At 49.4% G+C, this 18,338-nt stretch carries 18 protein-coding genes; 4 read left to right on the top strand and 14 right to left on the bottom strand.

The genetic code is table 11. The features are described from left to right. Positions 1 to 164 precede the first annotated feature (164 nt). From urtE to ureG, 6 genes are all read right to left on the bottom strand, one after another. On the bottom strand, positions 165 to 866 hold the full coding sequence (gene urtE / locus NDA02_RS22260) for an urea ABC transporter ATP-binding subunit UrtE (RefSeq protein ID WP_348255923.1): 702 nt from the start codon (positions 864 to 866) through the stop codon (positions 165 to 167). A 63-nt stretch (positions 867 to 929) separates the two neighbouring features. After that, positions 930 to 1,733 (bottom strand): urea ABC transporter ATP-binding protein UrtD, encoded by an 804-nt coding sequence (gene urtD / locus NDA02_RS22255; protein WP_348255921.1) that lies wholly within the window; start codon positions 1,731 to 1,733, stop codon positions 930 to 932. Next, entirely contained in the window at positions 1,708 to 2,880 is a 1,173-nt protein-coding gene (gene urtC, locus NDA02_RS22250) for an urea ABC transporter permease subunit UrtC (protein WP_190789619.1), read from the bottom strand. The genes urtD and urtC overlap by 26 nt, the downstream gene beginning before the upstream one ends. A gap of 31 nt (positions 2,881 to 2,911) precedes the next feature. After that, positions 2,912 to 4,072, bottom strand: coding sequence for an urea ABC transporter permease subunit UrtB (gene urtB / locus NDA02_RS22245; protein WP_190789620.1), 1,161 nt, complete (start codon positions 4,070 to 4,072; stop codon positions 2,912 to 2,914). A 212-nt stretch (positions 4,073 to 4,284) separates the two neighbouring features. Further along, positions 4,285 to 5,625: an urea ABC transporter substrate-binding protein gene (gene urtA, locus NDA02_RS22240; RefSeq protein ID WP_348248553.1), complete on the bottom strand. Its 1,341-nt coding sequence runs from the start codon at positions 5,623 to 5,625 to the stop codon at positions 4,285 to 4,287. 479 nt (positions 5,626 to 6,104) lie between these two features. After that, the gene (ureG, locus tag NDA02_RS22235) at positions 6,105 to 6,713 is read right to left on the bottom strand and encodes an urease accessory protein UreG (RefSeq protein ID WP_190793543.1); all 609 of its coding nucleotides are present in this window, start codon (positions 6,711 to 6,713) and stop codon (positions 6,105 to 6,107) included. 292 nt (positions 6,714 to 7,005) lie between these two features. Between ureG and NDA02_RS22230 the strand changes: the two genes are divergently transcribed. Then, a complete protein-coding gene (locus tag NDA02_RS22230; protein ID WP_190793542.1) occupies positions 7,006 to 7,206 on the top strand; it encodes a hypothetical protein in 201 nt (66 codons plus the stop codon). Between the two features lie 74 nt (positions 7,207 to 7,280). Here NDA02_RS22230 and NDA02_RS22225 read toward each other — a convergent pair whose 3' ends face one another. The 4 genes from NDA02_RS22225 to NDA02_RS22210 all read right to left on the bottom strand — a co-directional run bounded on the left by NDA02_RS22225 (position 7,281) and on the right by NDA02_RS22210 (position 10,239). Continuing rightward, positions 7,281 to 7,979 (bottom strand): microbial rhodopsin family protein, encoded by a 699-nt coding sequence (locus tag NDA02_RS22225; RefSeq protein WP_190793541.1) that lies wholly within the window; start codon positions 7,977 to 7,979, stop codon positions 7,281 to 7,283. A gap of 143 nt (positions 7,980 to 8,122) precedes the next feature. Beyond that, on the bottom strand, positions 8,123 to 8,806 hold the full coding sequence (locus tag NDA02_RS22220; RefSeq protein ID WP_190793540.1) for an urease accessory protein UreF: 684 nt from the start codon (positions 8,804 to 8,806) through the stop codon (positions 8,123 to 8,125). A gap of 36 nt (positions 8,807 to 8,842) precedes the next feature. Further along, entirely contained in the window at positions 8,843 to 9,340 is a 498-nt protein-coding gene (gene ureE / locus NDA02_RS22215) for an urease accessory protein UreE (protein ID WP_190793539.1), read from the bottom strand. A gap of 266 nt (positions 9,341 to 9,606) precedes the next feature. Next, entirely contained in the window at positions 9,607 to 10,239 is a 633-nt protein-coding gene (locus NDA02_RS22210) for a glutathione S-transferase family protein (protein WP_190793538.1), read from the bottom strand. 226 nt (positions 10,240 to 10,465) lie between these two features. Here NDA02_RS22210 and NDA02_RS22205 point away from each other — a divergent pair, with 226 nt between their 5' ends. Further along, positions 10,466 to 11,170 (top strand): nuclease-related domain-containing protein, encoded by a 705-nt coding sequence (locus NDA02_RS22205; protein WP_190793537.1) that lies wholly within the window; start codon positions 10,466 to 10,468, stop codon positions 11,168 to 11,170. Positions 11,171 to 11,386: 216 nt separating this feature from the next. On the opposite strand, the gene NDA02_RS22200 is transcribed toward NDA02_RS22205, so the two are convergent. Both NDA02_RS22200 and NDA02_RS22195 read right to left on the bottom strand, forming a co-directional pair. After that, entirely contained in the window at positions 11,387 to 12,349 is a 963-nt protein-coding gene (locus tag NDA02_RS22200) for a hypothetical protein (protein ID WP_190793536.1), read from the bottom strand. Between the two features lie 271 nt (positions 12,350 to 12,620). Continuing rightward, entirely contained in the window at positions 12,621 to 12,836 is a 216-nt protein-coding gene (locus NDA02_RS22195) for a helix-turn-helix domain-containing protein (protein ID WP_277879248.1), read from the bottom strand. A 160-nt stretch (positions 12,837 to 12,996) separates the two neighbouring features. On the opposite strand from NDA02_RS22195, the gene NDA02_RS22190 reads away from it, so the two are divergent. Further along, a complete protein-coding gene (locus NDA02_RS22190) occupies positions 12,997 to 13,197 on the top strand; it encodes a hypothetical protein (protein WP_348255917.1) in 201 nt (66 codons plus the stop codon). Positions 13,198 to 13,283: 86 nt separating this feature from the next. Here NDA02_RS22190 and NDA02_RS22185 read toward each other — a convergent pair whose 3' ends face one another. Together NDA02_RS22185 and rimI are read right to left on the bottom strand one after the other, a co-directional pair. Further along, entirely contained in the window at positions 13,284 to 15,755 is a 2,472-nt protein-coding gene (locus NDA02_RS22185; RefSeq protein WP_190793533.1) for an ATP-dependent Clp protease ATP-binding subunit, read from the bottom strand. A 224-nt stretch (positions 15,756 to 15,979) separates the two neighbouring features. Next, entirely contained in the window at positions 15,980 to 16,717 is a 738-nt protein-coding gene (gene rimI, locus NDA02_RS22180; protein WP_347277909.1) for a ribosomal protein S18-alanine N-acetyltransferase, read from the bottom strand. 179 nt (positions 16,718 to 16,896) lie between these two features. On the opposite strand from rimI, the gene lysA reads away from it, so the two are divergent. Then, on the top strand, positions 16,897 to 18,294 hold the full coding sequence (gene lysA / locus NDA02_RS22175; protein WP_190793532.1) for a diaminopimelate decarboxylase: 1,398 nt from the start codon (positions 16,897 to 16,899) through the stop codon (positions 18,292 to 18,294). Positions 18,295 to 18,338 lie beyond the last annotated feature (44 nt).

Genomic DNA, 18,338 nt, shown 5'->3' with positions numbered 1-18,338 from the left:
CTATCTAATTGTCGAGGTTCTGGTCTCAGAAACGTCGCCTTAGCTCGTTCGCTTTGGCCTCGCTCCCTCCACCGCTTTATCAATATAACTAACCTACCTCCTCACTGTCAACCTATTTGGCTACTTTTTTGGAAAGTCTTGAGAGTGCTTGAGTAGTCTAAGGTTTAGACGGAGAGGAAGCGTTGAATTACTTCGTTGCTTAACTCTTTAGTTGAGCCTGAAGCAACGATGCCACCCTTCTGCATGGCGTAGTATGAGTCTGCTTGCTTGACGAAGTGAAGGTGTTGCTCGACTAGAAGGACTGAGATTCCTGTTGCAGCAACAATCTGGCGAATTGCTGCTTCGATGTCCAGGATGATGGAGGGTTGAATTCCCTCAGTGGGCTCGTCGAGTACTAAGAGTTTGGGTTTACCCATGATGGCGCGGGCGATCGCCAACTGCTGCTGCTGTCCACCGCTCAGGTCGCCTCCCATACGAGAGAGCATGGTTTTCAAAACTGGGAAGAGGGCAAAGATTTCTTCAGGAATTTCTTTGAGATTGCGGGATCTGTCCGATCGCGCCTCCAACCCCAACAACAGATTTTCCTTGACGCTTAAACGGGGAATAACCTCTCGCCCTTGAGGCACGTAACCAATTCCCATACGGGCACGACGATCGGGTGAGCAGTGGTTGATTAGTTGCCCCTCAAAAGAAATTATGCCGCTGCGAGCGGGGAGAAGTCCCATGATGGTTTTGAGTAGGGTGGTTTTGCCTACGCCATTGCGACCGATGAGGCAGACCATTTGACCCTGAGGGACACTGAGATCGACATTGCGGAGAATGTGGCTTTCGCCGTAGTAGACGTTCAAGCCGGAGACTTGCAGCATCAAAGGTTGAGCCGCGCTGCTAGATGAGGCGATCGAATCAGAGTAAGTCTGAGTCATTGCAGATTAGGGAGTCAAGGAAGGAGAGATTGAGAAGGCAGTCGCAGAAGGCAGGTCATCTTCGGATTCGATTTCCTGTCCCAGATAGACTTCGATTACACGCGGGTCGCTTTGCACTTGCTCAATGTTGCCTTCAAAAAGAACTGAGCCTTCGTGCAGCACCGTTACTTTGCGGGCAATCTGGCGAACGAACTCCATGTCGTGTTCAATCACGATAACGGAGTGGCTTTTGGAGAGTGCAACCAGCAGTTCGCCTGTTCGATAGGTTTCCTCATCGGTGAGCCCTGCAACAGGTTCGTCCACTAGGAGCAGATCAGGGGACTGGGCAACCAGCATTCCAATTTCGAGCCACTGTTTTTCGCCATGGGATAGGAGGTTTGCCTTCAGGTCTGCTTTGGCGGACAGTCCGATCGTCTCTAGCAATTCTTTGACCGTTTGCCGCTCCAGTGCAGGAGTACGTCTAAATAGAGTTTTGAAGACAGTTTTGCGAGGGTTGCAGGCTAGCTCCAGGTTTTCGCGAGGGGTGAGGTTGAGATAGACTCTGGGCGTTTGGAACTTTCTTCCTACTCCCAACCGGGCAATCTGGTGTTCGGAATACGATCGCAGATTTCGCCCTTTGAATCGAACCTGCCCCTCAGTTGGCTTTACCTTCCCTGTGATGATGTCGAGGAAAGTAGTTTTACCTGCCCCATTTGGACCAATGATGACGCGCAGTTCACCTGTATCCATTGAAAAGTTGAGGCGGTTGAGAGCCTTGAAGCCGTCAAAGCTTACCGTCAAGTTTTCAATCTCCAAAATTTTGGCGTTCATGTTCAACCTCTGGATCTTGCTCCAAGCTGGGATATGTTACGGAACGTTTGTGCTGACCGAACCACTGACGAAATAGATTCATGCCTTCGGTGCGTATCCAACCGACGACACCATTCGGGAGAACCATTACCACAATCAGGAACAAGCCGCCCTGAAAGAATAGCCAGATATCGGGGAACCGCTCACTGAGAAGACTTTTAGCGAAGTTAACGACGATCGCCCCCAAGATTGCCCCAATTAGCGTGGCACGCCCCCCGACTGCAACCCAAATCACCATTTCGATCGAAAAAGCAATATTCATCGAGTTGGGTGAAACAATCTCGCTTTGTAGCGTGTAAAACGCTCCTGCAACCCCTGCTAGCATCGCCGAGATCACAAAGACCAGAAGCTTGAAGGTTGTAGGATTGTAGCCTGTAAATCGGGCACGGCTTTCATCATCGCGGATTGCTATTAGCATTCGTCCAAATCTGCCACTCGTTAGCCAGCGACAGAGAGCGTAGGCAATTACCAGGAAGAGGATAGTGAGAATATAGAAGGTATACCGAGTTTCCGGCGCATTGACCTTTGCACCTAGAAAGGTTTGAAAATCGGTTAGACCATTTGTGCCGTTAAATAGTTTTTGCTGACCATTGAAGAAGTTGAAAAAGATAATGGTCATTGCCTGCGTCAGAATCGAGAAGTAGACTCCGCGAATCCGATTGCGAAAGAAGAGGTAGCCCAGAATTGCTGCCAGGATACCCGGAATAACTACCACTGCTAAGGCAGTAAAGCCGAATGAATAAAAGGGTTTCCAGAACCAGGGCAACTCGGTCACGCCATAAAGGGACATGAATTCAGGAAGCGGGCTGCTTGCCGTGGGTGGAATTTGCAGCTTTAAGTGCATTGCCAGCGCGTAGCCGCCGAGCGTAAAGAATACGCCATGCCCCAAACTGAGCAATCCCGTGAATCCCCAAATTAGATCGATGCCCAGCGCGACAATCGCCAGTGCAAGGAAACGCCCCATCAAACTCAAACGAAAAACGGACAAAACCGCCGGAACTAGGAAGATCAGCAGCAGCACGACGACTGCTACGATTCCGGCTTCGATTAAAAGCGATCGCCGTTTTGTCCAATCAATTTTGTGTTGTTCAATCGCCTGTGCCGTCATTTTATTCTCCCAATGCTCCCTTGAAGGTCAGTTAAGCGTCCACCGTGCGTCCCTTCTGCGGAAACAAACCAGCAGGACGGTATTGCAAGAAAACGACGATCAGGAAAAAGACCATTACTTTTGCCATGCTGGTCGTTGCAAAGAAGGTGAAGAAGTCTGACAGAGGTTTGACAGGCGTGAGCAGCATTGCCAGCACCCCTGAACCCAGCACATAGTCTAAAACGCCCAGCACTAGCGCACCTGCGATCGTCCCTACCAATTTGCCAACGCCACCTACCACCACCACCATAAAGGTGTTCACAATATAGTTTTGTCCGGTGTTCGGACCGACTGATCCCAGTAAGCTGACTGCACAGCCCGCAATTCCAGCCAAACCAGATCCCAGTGCAAATGTGAGCGCATCAACCTTTTGGGTTGGAATTCCCAGACAAGCACTCATGTTGCGATTTTGGGTCACCGATCGAATTCGTAGACCCCAGGGCGTTTTTTGCAAGAACCAGTAAATGCCAAGCACGCAAACGATCGTCAGCGCCATAATGAACATGCGCGTGTAGGGAAGCTGGTAGTTACCGATAGGTAAACCGCCGAGCAGCCATTTGGGAGCCGTTACATCTACGTTTTGCGCTCCAAACCAAGGTTTGGTTATGGCGAGCTGGTAAGTTTGACTCAGCAGTGATCCAACTGCTCCAGTAATGCCAAGCGCGAGAGGAAGCAGAATCGCGATCGCCCCAGTCCGAATCCGTTGAAAATCAGGTCGTCGCTTCAAGAGCCAGAGTCCGCCAAAAAACAGCAGCGAAAACAGCAGCAGACCCACAATCATTACCCAGTTCACGCTACGGACAAACTGCTGCAAAATCAAACTCACACCCCAGGTTGCCAGCAGGGTTTCGAGTGGTCGCCCGTAGAGAAAGCGAATTACACCTCGCTCCAGCAATAGCCCCACCAAGGCCGCCACCAGAAATGCCATGATCAGGGCAACAAAAATATAGCCGCCTTGCCAGGGCTCGCCTAATGTCTTGAAGCCGTTTTGCACGACATAAGTGGTATAGGCACCCAGCATCATCAGTTCGCCATGCGCCATATTAATTACGCCCATCAAGCCAAAGACGATCGCCAGTCCCAGCGATGCCAGCAGCAAGATAGAGCCAATACTAAGACCGCTGAACAGTCCGTCAAGAATTCCTGTAAACAAGTGCTTACCTCCGGGTCGAGCGGACAAGGAACGTATATGAAATTAAATAGAGATGGAATCGAGCAGACATTGAACAGACAAGCATTGAATAGAAACAAGCATTGAACAGCCAATGATGGACTAGACAGAAAACCTCGATCGAAGCCGCAGGTCTGCCGTCTAAGTCCATGCTGGAGTTTTGCGCTTGAAGCTAACTTCGAGCTAGAGGAAATTTAGCTTGCCTTGAACTTGCCAGGATTATCAATATCCGTTCTCGTCCAGTCGCAGGTAAAGCCCTTGGTCTCAGCCACAAACTGGTTCCAGGGTACGGGATCAACAGGCTTCGGCGTCGAGAAAACGATTTCAAACAAGCCGTCATCGCGCACTTCACCGATGCGAACCGTCTTTGAGATGTGGTGGTTGGGAAACATCTTCACCGGACCCTCTGGCGCATCCATTTCCTGTCCAATTACGGCAGCCCGGATGGCTTTGAGATCGGTGGCAGTTCCGGCGGAGCCTGCCTTCTCAACCGCTTGCTTCCACAAGTTGACCGAGATATAGCCTGCTTCCATAGGGTCATTGGTCACGCGATCGCCGCCAAATTTCGCCTTAAACGCATCTACGTATGCTTTGTTCTCAGGGCTGTCAACGGTCATGAAATAGTTCCATGCAGCGAACTGTCCCTTGAGGAAATCTGTGCCGATCGCCTTCACTTCTTCCTCTGCAATACTGACTGACATGACCGGATACTTGTCTGCCGTCAAGCCTGCACCCTGAAGCTGCTTAAAGAAGGCAACGTTGCTGTCGCCGTTTAACGTGTTGTAGATTACGCCGCCGTTTGGAAGGGCTGTGCGAATTTTAGTAATAATCGGTGCAACTTCAGTGTTGCCAAGGGGGAGGTAGTCTTCACCCACCGTTCTGCCGCCCTTCGCCTGAAGCTGAGCCTTGATAATGGTGTTTGCAGTACGCGGGAACACATAGTCCGAGCCGACCAGGTAGAAGTCCTTGCCTTTGTTCTGCAACAGCCAGTCTACCGAAGGCTCAATTTGCTGGTTGGGTGCGGCTCCGGTGTAGAAGATATTCTTGGAACACTCCTGCCCTTCATACTGAACCGGATAGAACAGCATGTGATCCTTCTGCTCAAACACGGGCAGAACTGCTTTGCGGCTTGCAGAAGTCCAGCAGCCAAAGATTGCCACGACCTGATCTTCTTCGATCAGCTTGCGGGCTTTTTCAGCAAAGGTGGGCCAGTCAGAAGCTCCATCTTCCAGGACGGGCTGAATTTGTTTGCCCAATACGCCGCCGCTTGAATTGATTTGCTCGATCGCCAATTGCGTGGAATCAACCACGCTCTTTTCGCTGATTGCCATCGTGCCGCTCAGCGAGTGCAGAATACCAACCTTGATTGTGTCTCCACTGGCAGCTGCGGGAGATGCTGCGGTGGTTGCTGCGGGAGACTCTGCTGTTGAAGAAGTCGTCGTGCCAGAGTTTGCACAGGATTTGAGCAAAATGCTGGTTCCCAGCGCAGCAGAACCATAGACCAGAAATTTACGCCGACCAAATTGCCTTGACATGAATTCACCACTTCCTACTTCAGGAACAAAACACCACAGAGAGACATCACAAGAAACTCCAATAGTTTGTGATGTTATGTCTTTAGAGAGATAATAATTTGTATCAAGGGATACATAATTTTACTCCTTAGCCATTTGATATCCGTCGCAAAAGTCCTTTGCGTTCAAATAACAAACTTGGTGGATTGTGATAGTTCAGCCAATACCAGGCGTAGACTGCTGACAAGGCAAAGGGTAGGGCAATGCTTAGTCTGTCCTCCCCTCACGTTTTTCAACAACTTTTAATTGTTTCTTAAGTTTTATTTTGTTTCGCGTTGGGGATTTTATCCTTCCACTTGCCGAAGTTGCTTTTCTTCGGTTTGCTTGAGTCTATACAGCCTTATCCAGGCGATTGAAGTACAAAAAATGGGGTGTGAGGGCTGTGCTCCCCATACCTTACATGAGTGAAAAACGCTGTAAGCCTCGCGAAAATCAGTTCGTTATGCGACAGCTTTACCCAAGTGCAGCTCAATAAGATTGATTACGCTTTCAAGTCCCTGCCTTGCTTTGATATTGGTAAAGACAAACGGCTTGTCGCCTCGCATCTTGCGGGCATCGCGCTCCATTATGCCCAGGTCTGCGCCAACGAGCGGTGCAAGATCGATTTTGTTAATCACTAGCAAATCTGACTTCGTGATGCCGGGACCTCCCTTACGAGGAATCTTGTCCCCTGCTGCTACGTCGATCACATAAATCGTTAAATCGACTAACTCTGGGCTAAAAGTGGAAGCCAGGTTGTCGCCGCCACTTTCTACGAAGATGAGATCTAGATGACGAAACTGTCGTTCAAGCTGCTCGATCGCCACTAGATTAATCGACGCATCTTCTCGAATTGCCGTATGGGGACAGCCCCCTGTTTCAACGCCCACAATTCGATCGCGCTCCAGTGCCTCACTTCGCACCAGAAATTGAGCATCTTCCTGAGTGTAAATATCGTTGGTGACGACGGCGATACTGTATTGTTCTCGCAACAGCTTACAAAGCGCGTCTACCAGGGCAGTTTTTCCTGAGCCAACCGGTCCAGCAATTCCAACTCGCAGCGTGTGCATTGTGATTTCCTTAAACTCTTCCTGAGTTTCTTTTGCTTAAATCTTGCGATCGAAGCAGTTTCCCCAGCGGGACGATCGAAGCGAAGTCCAACTTCAGCAGTACAGCTTAAAGAAGACGGGTCAATTGGGCAAGTGTCCACCCTTCTGGAAAAATTTTCTCAGATTTGAGGAGAAAAAACTGCATTTTTCTTGTCTAAGGGAAGTGACGCTTGAAGAACCGTATCCGGGAAGCTAGCTCCTAACTCGGATTTACTGCTTTACTGCTGATATTGCCCCTTTGGGACGAGGAATTATGGAAACATTAGCTTATCTTCATCTTTCGCTCTGGTACGAAACTGCTTCGCGTCCATCTCAGCTTGAGACACCGAGAACAAGCCAATCAAACAATGCAGAACAGTCCTTGCTTAAAAAGCATGGATGTGTTGAACGTAGTGCAGTTAATCAATGGCAACTGCTCCAGCCAGGCAACACGGTGTATGTGCTGATGCCTTAAAAGCAAAAAGGATGAACCTGAGTTCACCTTTTCTTAAAGCTTGAAATTATAAAGATGGCTACCCGTTGCAGTCGCTAGGAGAGAACGCGCTCCAGTCGTGGTGCTTCGCCTGCCTGGTCGAGCTGCTTAAATGAATTAAGTGCGAGGAAGCCAAAACCAACTTTGGCAACCAGATCAAGAATGGTGTAGGAAGCAGTTTCCACCGTGCTGCTGATTAAATTGAATCCTGTTCCGCCCAAGATCCAGATCACGGGGTAGATTAGCCACAGGATCAGATGTACGGTGATGAGTTTAGTGAAAACACGACGCGATCGAGGATGTTTTGCATTTGCCTGCGATCGATATTGATTAAACAGCATGTAGAACATGCCGATAAAAAATCCACAGCTCACGATGTACCAGATATAGCTGATAGGTTTGGGTGACATTGTGGCCACAAAGCCCGTGGCAATCATCAAAATATCTGCGCCAACCACTGCACCTGTGAATGCCAAACTGGTTCCGCCCAGATAAGTAACCGTAAGAATTTGCAATGGAGTTGAGAGAATCCAGGTGACGTATCTCACCCAATAGGTGGGACGATCGTAGACAATGCTCTGACCATGCCCTGTCCACATTGCAAGATACAGGACGGAAGCGATCGCCGCAATAAAAAAGTTAAGAGTAAAAAGAATACGCCATCGCTCATTCTGGGCATTGTGTGCGCCGAAGCCAAAGATCAATGCTCCCAGTGCCATCCCCAAACAGCCGATCGCAAACCAGATTTGATTCATATTTTCGATACTTTCCCTAGCCAAGTCTTTGTCTCTGATAGAAGAGACTCTAGACAGAAAATAAACGCAAAGCGTCTAACTGAGGAAGTATCTCGATCGCAGCAGAAAAAACAGTTCTCATTCTCAAAACTGCTCAGCTTCGCCTAGCTGCGAAAAAGACGAGAATATAGCGTTTCGTGATTCATACTGGCGATCGCTAAGCCCCAGCTACAGCAGAACAGAGAATCTGCTGAACTTTGGATAACGTCTTGAGCGGTCGATTCAATTGCTGGATACAAATCAAGCAACAGCTTTTGTCCCTGCGTTTGTCCGAGCGGAATGAGCCGAACTCCAGCATTGACTAGATTTGCGCTCCAGCTTTGGAGGTAGCCCAATACAGCAGAAAAGGCATCAATTTGCCAGTGGACAGCGGCGATCGAAAAGGCAGTTACAAAGTGATGGGGTTCTTTGATTTCAGCTAAAACTTCCCGGAATTGAGGATCAAGGTCGATCAGCAAGCGTGCAAGCGATCGTCCCATCTGCCAGCTTTGTTCGCGCAATTCTTCCGTTTCCCGAAACGCAGAAAGCCACTGATTCCAGTTGTTGAGCTGCTGGAGATCCTGCTGTTTCGCGCATTCATACATTTGATAAAGCACTGCACTTTCTACCCGCACCGCGCCATACTGCAATTCCTGCATGAGCCACGGTTGAAGCGTCGCTGCTCCTGTAATTTTTTCAGCCTGCACCAGCGTTTCTAGCCCTTCAGAATAGCTAAATGCGCCTACAGGCAAAGCAGGACTCACAAGCTGCAACAATCGCAGCAAAGGTTGAGATGAATGGGTGAACATGAGTGTTGAAGCAAGAGGGGAAGGAAAAAAGCAAAATCAGTGGGAATGAGCAGCCTGATGAGTGTGATGGGCAGCGTGATGTCCAGACTCTTGAGTATATGCGCCTGCCTCAGGCTGAAAGGGAACGACTTCCTCGGTGATATGCAGCCCCATACGCTGAATCAAATCTTTGAGGACGGGATCAGGGGCAAGACGTAGATAAGTTTCCGTCACCTCAAGCGCGATGTGTCGATTTCCCAGATGATAAGCAGCCCGCAGCAGTTCTAGAGGCGTATGCGCCCGCACGGTCATCACGGGCTCGGGCTTTGCAATAACCTGCACGATCGTCTCACCGTCTTCAGAGTAAAGCAGATCCCCGTTTTGCAGCACCGTTCCTCTAGCGAGCCGCAGATAAACGCCTTCGCCTTCTAGAGTTTGGAAATAGTAGCGCGATCGCGTTCGCTCTTCCGCAGTTAAGCTCAACATTAATTGAGGGACAGAAGAAGAAATAGCCTGAGACTCTTTAGAAATGCGGTGCGTCAAAACGATCGACATAGATTTGAGAATCGGAAATGTGCCAGGTTTGAGCCTGATTAGAGGATATTTGAGAAGTCTCAGGGCTCCTGCACTGCCCCCTAAATCCCCCATAAATGCGGGACTTTGAAATCAGCAGAATGCCCTTTCCCTACTACGGTATCTCTGATTCGATCGACTGTTGCTTACAGCAAGGTTAAGAATCATCAGACGCGATCGCAAACCTTCTTTAAGGTTCAAAGTCGCTCGAAATTAGAGGATTTAGGGGGCTGCAAAACCTTTCAGACCTATCCACAAACCTTCTGCACTAACGGAAGCTGACTAACCTTCTGCCACCAGTCCTTCAGCTTCGGAGTCTGAGCCGTCACTGTATCAAATTCAGGCGTGTTCGCAAAATAAACGAAAACTGGGATCAGGTGAAAATCAGCCAAAGTGAGTTCACTACCCATGAGATAGGGGCTACAAATCGCAATTGATTCGATCGCCTCCATTGCTTTCTTCGCAGGATCGATTCCCCCTTTCACCACCTCCTCATCCGTTTTGCCGCCCTGACTTGGCACAATGACCCGCTGAATGACGATCGATCGAATAGTTGGTCCATACAAATAGCTATCCACAATCGCCATGATTTGCCGCATTTTCGCCTTCTGGAGAAGATCAGACGGGCTAAATTTGCCGTTCGCGACAGCTTCATCGAGATATTCATTGATCGCGACTGTTTCGTACAGCGCAGTTCCGTCTATATCGAGTGTTGGAACTTTACCAAAAGGATTTTTCGCCAGGTATTCAGCCGCAGTGTTTTGACCGTCAAAAATTCCGACTTCCTTCAGGTCATAGTTCGCGCCTGCCTCTTCCAGCAAAAGCCGAACCGCACGAACATAAACACTAATCGGAGTTCCGTAAAGCGTGAGGGTTGCCATTATTAATCTCCAAGCGAATCACGATCCCATTTTTGGGATACAGCTTATCGCAAGCTACTTGCTACAGTTTGTATAAACCTCTGCCGAAAGACTTGTTGTGAGAAACGTGAAACCATCAAAAAAGCCCTGGAATCGACTGTAGGCGATCGACTACACCTGAAATAAACTGCGGCAATTGCTCATTCATACTGGGCACTCTATATCAGTTTCACTCAATGCCAATCCAATGCCGCAATCTCAACGAGGAGCTGGACAAAATGTCCGCCAGCTTGCAATCAGAAGAAGGATTAAGGCGATCGCTTCCTTTTCCTCAGCCGCTTTAGCCATTGCCTTTCCATTTCTTCTGGAGAGGCTTTTCGAAAATTTCCTGAAACAGATGTCCGCTCTGAATCCTACTCAAACTCAGCCCTCGCTAAATCTGCCACCAGCCCTTTACGCTCTCCTTATTGTGATCGCGATAGGCTCAATGGCAAACGGAATCTATCTGTGGAAGCGTGCTAATCATGCTGACCAGGGGGCTAAAGGTGAGGAAGACATGGCTCAAGCGATGCTTCCACTCCAGCAGGCAGGCTGGCAGATTGAGTACGGAATGCATTTAGGAAATCGACTAGGAGATGCTGACATCGTTTGCATTTCTCCTCAAAAAAAAGCTTTTGTCATTGATGTCAAATCGCATCGCGGCACAGTCATCACGGACGGAAAACAGCTCCAGCGTCAGATGGGAAAAATGACTTACCCGTTCGAGAAGGATTTCCTGACGCAGGCGACGAAGCAGGCTTTGCAGGTTAGGAAGAAAAAGAACCTGGGTTATGTAACTGCGATCGTCGCTTTCTCAAATGCAGAAGTTTCAATTCGATCGAACAAAGTCCAAAAAGTTTATGTAGTTGAGAAATCGAAACTCATTCCTTTATTACAATCTCTGGATAAATGATGGCTCGATCGCTAAAGGCGTTGGTAACACTTGGGTTAACTTTGTTCTGATGGTAACAGATAGAATGCTGGCAGGTTCGAGGTTAGGCTGGCTCAAGGGGAATGAGGGCGATTGCTTCCTCCCGCTAAGTAGCGTTCCCAGTCAGCTGTTGCGACAACTTTTGCAACACCACAAGCGGCTTTGATCAACCTGCCGCACCGGGGTTATTAGCCTGCACTATAGCTCTCTCTGCCCAGAAATAATTGCAATGGAGTTTACAAGCGAACGAGTAGCTTCTACACAGAGAGCCGCCTCTCGGAAAGTTGCATTCCGTTTGTGTTGAAGGGTAACAGCTAATTGATAAGCATCCTTAACATACTTCCGTAAAGCCTCTTTTGAACCGCCAGCTAATTCAACAGCAATATAGCTTTCAAGCATTCTTTTTGCATCAGTTTCACTTGGAGCCACCCCATCTAAAGAGGAATACTTCTCTGGGTCATATACTGCTTGCGCTAGAGATATGATTGTCTCTCGACATAGTAATCCTGCTGCTTGGTAATCCTCCTCATTATGAGCATTAGCTAATGCTCTTACTATTTTGTCTATATTGCGATCAACTCTAGCCCAACCTGTAGGCTCTAGGAGCTGTTGAGATTCTACTTGTTGCAGTAGAACTATTAAATTATCAACAAGTTGTTGATATAAATTAGAAATATATTCTCGCCGAGATCCATAAGTTGGCAAGCTCCCATCACTCCATTTGTTATACCAACTCCATAGATCTGAAAATGGATTAGGGTCTTGAAGACCCATCGTTTGTAATTTTGACATTACTGAAATTCTTCTTTCTTTGTATTCCTCATTTACTTCTTGGATACGTGAACCGCCAGTGGCAACATTAATCATCACAGCTTTTTGCTGATTAATGTTCTGTAAAAGGTCTTTTATCTCAGCACGGGTAAACTTTGTTACGCCAGGATTATTTACGGAGTTAATTCCGAGATGAGATGCCAAACTCAATAGGGTTTGATCATCCCCTCCTTCAATCATTTCAATAACGTAGCTGGTTTTGTCCCCATTCCATTGGTCTGCCCAAGGAAGCCCAAATTGTCGGAGTATTAAATCTATTAACGAATACTCTTCAGAGTCTAGGCTACGCGCAATTTCTGAAATTATTTTTATCCGGTTTGAGGGCTCCATTATCAACTTAGCCTACCAATATGCTTAACCTCTCAACTTATAAAATCATACCCATCCGCTAAAATACTTGCCATTTCTAATCTAAGGTTCGCAGACCCTACAGGGTATCCCTCAATATCTTTCTGGGCTTTACCCTATGCTTGCTCTGCGTAAGCTTACCTGTAAAAGGCGGGTGAATCAGGAAGAATGTATAGAGTCGCTACCCAAGAAGTTGCTGGATCAGGAAGTTCCAACAGAAAACTATAGCCCGATCACCTAATGATCGCCCTCATCATTCTTCATCCGGCACATACTCAATCAAATCAGACGGAGTACAGTCCAAAAACTTACAGAGTGCGTCTAGTGTTTCTGCGCCAATGCGCGGCATGATGTCCTGATTCTTTAAATGGGATACCGCATTTGGGTGAACGCCCATCAAGTCGGCTAAACGCTTATTCGTCATGCGTTGCCGAGCCATAATTTCCCTCAGTCGCCACCGGATTGTCAACGCTCTAAATCTCAAACAGGCACGATCGCTTCTAAAGGTCTAACCTTGTATATACAAGGTGACGTTGTGTGGTACAGTGCTCATAGCTAAAAACCAGTGCGTCCCCTGAGAAGTTCTGCACTGGCTCAAGCTCCATTGTTAATTTAGGAGACAACCTATTATGACTTATAGCGATCGCTTACGGAAGCGGTGGGCTGTCGTGCGCCTTTTGCCCCAGATGCGGCGAGTTGACGTGGGCTGGTTTTATCACTACTCCGATGCGGACGGCTACGCCAAAATTTTGCGTCGTCTTGATCCGGGATGCAAATTTGAAGTGGTGTTTGATGCCCTAGCAACTGAGCAGCAGGATCTTTATATCTAGTCCAGAAATAAAAAAACGGTAGCCCGATCGCCTGACCGAACTACCGTCCTTCAATTTAGCTTTTGTTAGCCTTCAAGACTCAACGACTATTCAACGGCTTGAGGCAACAGTTCGCGCTTCTCGCCCTGACGAACCTGCACCTGTCCGTCTTCGTTGATGTCCACCACTGCGGTGTCGCCGCCCTTGACCCGACCGGATAGAATTTCTTCTGCGAGCGAGTCTTCCAGCAAGCGCATGATTGCCCGACGTAGCGGACGTGCCCCATAGCTGGGGTTGTAGCCCTCTTCGATCAGACGCTCCATGAAGCGTTCGGTCACTTCGAGGGTAATGCCCTGCTCGGTGAGGCGACCCGTAACTTCCTTCAGCAGAATATTGGCAATCTGCTTGATTTCCTCTTTCTTGAGCTGACGGAAGACGATAATTTCATCCAGACGGTTCAAGAACTCAGGACGGAAGTACTGCTTCAGTTCTTCGTTCACCAGCGATCGAATGCGGTTGTAATTCGCTTCGTCCTGGCTTTCCGAAGTAAAGTCGAAGCCCAGACCACCGCCGCCCTTCTCAATCACCTTAGAACCAATGTTCGAGGTCATGATCAGCAGCGTGTTCTTGAAGTCCACTGTGCGTCCTTTCGCATCGGTCAGGCGACCGTCTTCCAGGATTTGCAGCAGCATGTTGAACACATCCGGATGCGCTTTCTCGATCTCGTCAAACAGAACGACGGTGTAGGGACGACGACGCACAGCCTCAGTCAATTGACCGCCTTCGTTATAGCCCACGTAGCCTGGAGGCGAACCAATCAGCTTAGAAACGGTGTGCCGCTCCATGTACTCCGACATATCCAGACGAATCATCGCTTCTTCAGAGCCGAAGAAGTAGGAAGCCAGCGTCTTCGCCAATTCAGTTTTACCTACCCCAGTTGGACCCGAGAAGATAAAGCTTGCGATCGGACGGTTGGGATTCTTCAGACCCACACGGGCACGACGGATAGCGCGAGAAATTGCCTTGACTGCCTCTTCCTGACCAACCATGCGCGTATGCAGGGTGTCTTCCATGTGCAGCAGCTTCTCGGATTCAGATTCCGTCAGCTTATTCACCGGAACACCTGTCCAGGAAGCAACAATGTGAGCGATATCCTCTTCATCCACAACCGGTGAATCATCACCTTCAGTGGAATCAGTCTTGCGGTTCTGAGCGATCGAGCGAATTTGCGCCTTAATTTCCATTTCCCGATCGCGCAGTTCGCCTGCCCGGTCAAAGTCCTGAGAACGCACCGCATCGTCTTTTTCTTTCAGAACTTGGCGCAGTTCTTTGTCGAGTTCCTTCGCGGCCGGGGGCAGCTGGGAGTTGATCAAACGAACGCGAGAGCCTGCCTCATCAATCAGGTCGATCGCCTTGTCCGGCAGATAGCGATCGGAGATGTAGCGGTCAGACAGCTTCGCGGCAGCTTCTAAGGCCAGGTCAGAAATTTTCAGCTTGTGGTGCTGCTCGTAGCGATCGCGCAGACCGTGAAGAATTTCAATCGTTTCATCAACCGTCGGTTCACCCACCATGACAGGCTGGAAACGGCGTTCCAGGGCAGCGTCCCGCTCGATGTGCTTGCGGTATTCGTCCAGTGTCGTCGCACCAATACACTGGAGTTCGCCCCGTGCCAAAGCAGGCTTCAGAATGTTGGCAGCATCGATCGCCCCTTCGGCTGCACCTGCTCCAATCAGGGTATGAACCTCGTCGATCACCAGGATGACGTTACCCGCTTGGCGGATCTCATCCATAATTTTCTTAAGACGTTCCTCAAATTCACCCCGATACTTGGTTCCTGCTACCAGCAAACCGATGTCTAGCGTGACGACACGCTTCTCTTCGAGGATATCGGGGATATCGTTGTTGGAAATGCGCTGTGCCAGACCTTCTGCAATCGCCGTTTTACCTACACCGGGTTCTCCAATCAACACCGGGTTGTTTTTGGTACGACGACCGAGGATCTGAATTACGCGCTCGATTTCTTTCTGGCGACCGACTACGGGATCGAGCTTGCCTTCGGCTGCCATTTGGGTCAGGTTGGAACCAAACTCGTCCAGGGTGGGAGTCTTGGTGCGTCCTTGACTTCCTCCGGCAGACACTTCGGCGGTTTCGCCCAGCATTCGAATGACTTGCGTCCGAACCTTGGACAAGTCAACGCCAAGGTTTTCCAGCACTCGTGCAGCAACCCCTTCGCCTTCGCGGATGAGTCCCAGCAGCAGATGCTCTGTACCAATGTAGTTGTGTCCAAGCTGTCGAGCTTCCTCAAGCGATAGCTCTAGAACCCGCTTAGCGCGAGGCGTGAAGGGAATCTCAACTGCGACGAAGCCGGAACCTCGACCAATGATTTTTTCAACTTCAATCCGGGCATCTTTAAGATTGACACCCATAGATTTCAGCACTTTGGCGGCGACGCCGGTCCCTTCTCCAATCAGACCCAGGAGGATCTGCTCTGTACCCACGAAGTTATGTCCCAGGCGACGGGCTTCTTCCTGGGCAAGCATAATCACCTTAATGGCTTTTTCTGTGAAGCGTTCAAACATGGCGTTCCTTTATCACCTGGTGCGTGCCGGTACGCTGATTTTAGCATAGGAAAATTCTCAAGCTGTCACTGATGAACAGCTCGTCCAAGGTAGGGATCTCCGAATCAAGCGGGCTGCTGATCCCCTGAAATCCTGATGGGTTAGCCGATGAAGAGAGAAAACTAAGAAGCTACCTCCAAAGGGGGATTTTTATTAAAAACAGCATCAAAAGTCAAGCGGAAAATTTAGGAAATTTCAGTAAAAGAGGTTTGCAGGGCAGGTTCTAGCGAAATTTCGTAGTTAGACTCTCGTAATCGATCGCGCACCTCCCGATCGCCCTCCTGAACCCACAGCCGAAACTCCGGTTTTTGCAGCCCGCTTCGCCACAAAATCAGCGCGTCTTCACCATCGGAGTAATACCTTTTGCGCCGCCCCACTTCTCGGAAGCCAAATTTCTCGTACAGCCGGATTGCTGCCGCATTTCCTGCCCGCACTTCCAGCGTTGCCCACTCCAAGCCACGTTTATTTGCCGAAACAAGGAGCGCGTAGAGAATTGCCTGGCCGAGTCCCAGTTGCCGATAAGCGGGATCGATCGCCAGAACGGTAATATGTGCTTCTTCAGCGATCGCCCACAGGCAGCCCAAGCCAATCAGGGAAGTTGAGGACTGCTGAGTTGAAGTTGGAAGTCCTGCATCACCCCCTAAATTCCCCATGCAGGGGGAGCTTTGAGATGGGGAAAGATTTTGATGGCTCAAAAGTCCTCCGCTCGGAAGGGGTTGGGGGGCGGGGCAATGCTCTGATTCAGCATCAAAACTCTCCCCTTCGATCGCCTCTTGCTTCAGAACCAGCAAATCGCTGTTTGGACTTTCAATTTCGCGACGGTAGCCTTCGATCGACCACAAACCACCTAGACAGCGGCGATCGAGTTCAACCACATCGGGTAACAGATCTTCAGTCAGCAGCTCTAACTTGAGGAAATTCACAAAGGTCTTTGAAAATCAGTTTCAGGATGCACAGCCCCCAATTGTACACTGAGTATTAGGTGAGGCAGGAACGCGAATCGACATTCAGCGATCTAAAGACTGCACCCCTTACCTTGGTAAGCAAGTTCAGCCAGGACTTTCAGGCAAGTTTCAGCGAGTTTAAGGATAGAGATATAGGAATGGTTTCAACTCCGACTGTCGAGGTTGTTCAATCCGGTCGTCAATATGTGATGACTGAGATTTCTAATAACGCCTCACCCAACCAATTTTTGCTGCCGTTGACGGCACGCGTGAATGAGCAAGACCATCTAGAGATTGGTGGCTGTGATGTTGTCAATCTAGTGAAACGCTTTGGCTCACCGCTTTATATTCTGGACGAAGAAACGCTCCGCACCGCTTGCCAGCAATATCGACAAGCCTTCCAAAAATACTATCCGGCAGAGTCGCTGGTGATCTACGCCTCGAAAGCCTGGAACTGTCTGGCAGTGAACGCGATCGTCGCTAGCGAAGGCTTAGGGATTGACGTGGTATCCGGCGGCGAACTGTACACAGCACTCAAAGCCGGATTGAAACCTGAGGTAACCTATTTCCACGGCAATAATAAGTCGATCGAAGAGCTTCAGTATGCGATCGAGTCAGGCTGTACGATCGTTGCTGACAACTGGCACGAACTCAAAACCCTGGTTGCCCTCAAGCCGAGCTCCTCAGTTCGAATCATGCTGAGGATTACGCCTGGTATTGAGTGCCATACGCACGAATACATCCGCACCGGGCACATCGACAGCAAATTTGGCTTTGACCCCGATCAGCTTGAATCTGTCTTTCAGTACATTAGCCAGCAGCCGGAGCTGAACTGTGTCGGCTTACACGCCCATATTGGCTCTCAGATTTTTGAAATCCAGCCCCACGGCGATCTGGGTAGCGTGATGGTACAGTGGATGAGCAAGGCGGCACAGTACGGCTTACCAGTTCAGGAACTCGACATCGGCGGCGGTTTGGGCATTCGCTACACAGAATCCGACGATCCGCCCAGCATTGATGAATGGGTAAAAGTGGTGTGTGAAGGCGTGGTGAAAGCTTGTGAAGCTCAAGGGGTGCCCTTGCCCAAGCTAATTGCTGAACCGGGGCGATCGCTGATTGGCTCTGCCTGCGTCACGGCTTATACGATCGGTAGTCAAAAAGTGATCCCAGGTATCCGAACATACGTTAGTGTGGATGGCGGGATGTCGGATAATCCACGTCCGATCACGTATCAGTCGATTTACCGGGCAGCAGTCGCAAACCGGATGTCTGCACTGATGACAGAGACGGTTAGGGTTGCAGGCAAACACTGTGAATCTGGGGATATTGTGATCAAGCAGGCAAGCTTGCCCGAAACTAAGGCAGGGGATGTGCTGGTTGTGATGGCGACTGGGGCATACAACTACAGCATGGCATCCAACTACAATCGGTTGCCTCGTCCGGCGGCAGTCCTGGTTAACCAGGGTGAAGCCAGCGTGATTCTGCAACGGGAAACTTATCAGGATTTAATCCGACAGGATTCCTTGCCAGAGAGATTAGTCTGTTCGAGAGATTAGTTTAAGCGAAATACAAGAATCAGGCTGAGGCATGAAAGACCCAT

The sequence above is a fragment of the Leptolyngbya sp. ST-U4 genome, assembly GCF_039962215.1.
Lineage (GTDB): Bacteria > Cyanobacteriota > Cyanobacteriia > Elainellales > Elainellaceae > Leptolyngbya_A.
Note: the sequence above shows the minus strand (reverse complement) of the source record. Positions and strands in the feature narration are given on the sequence as shown.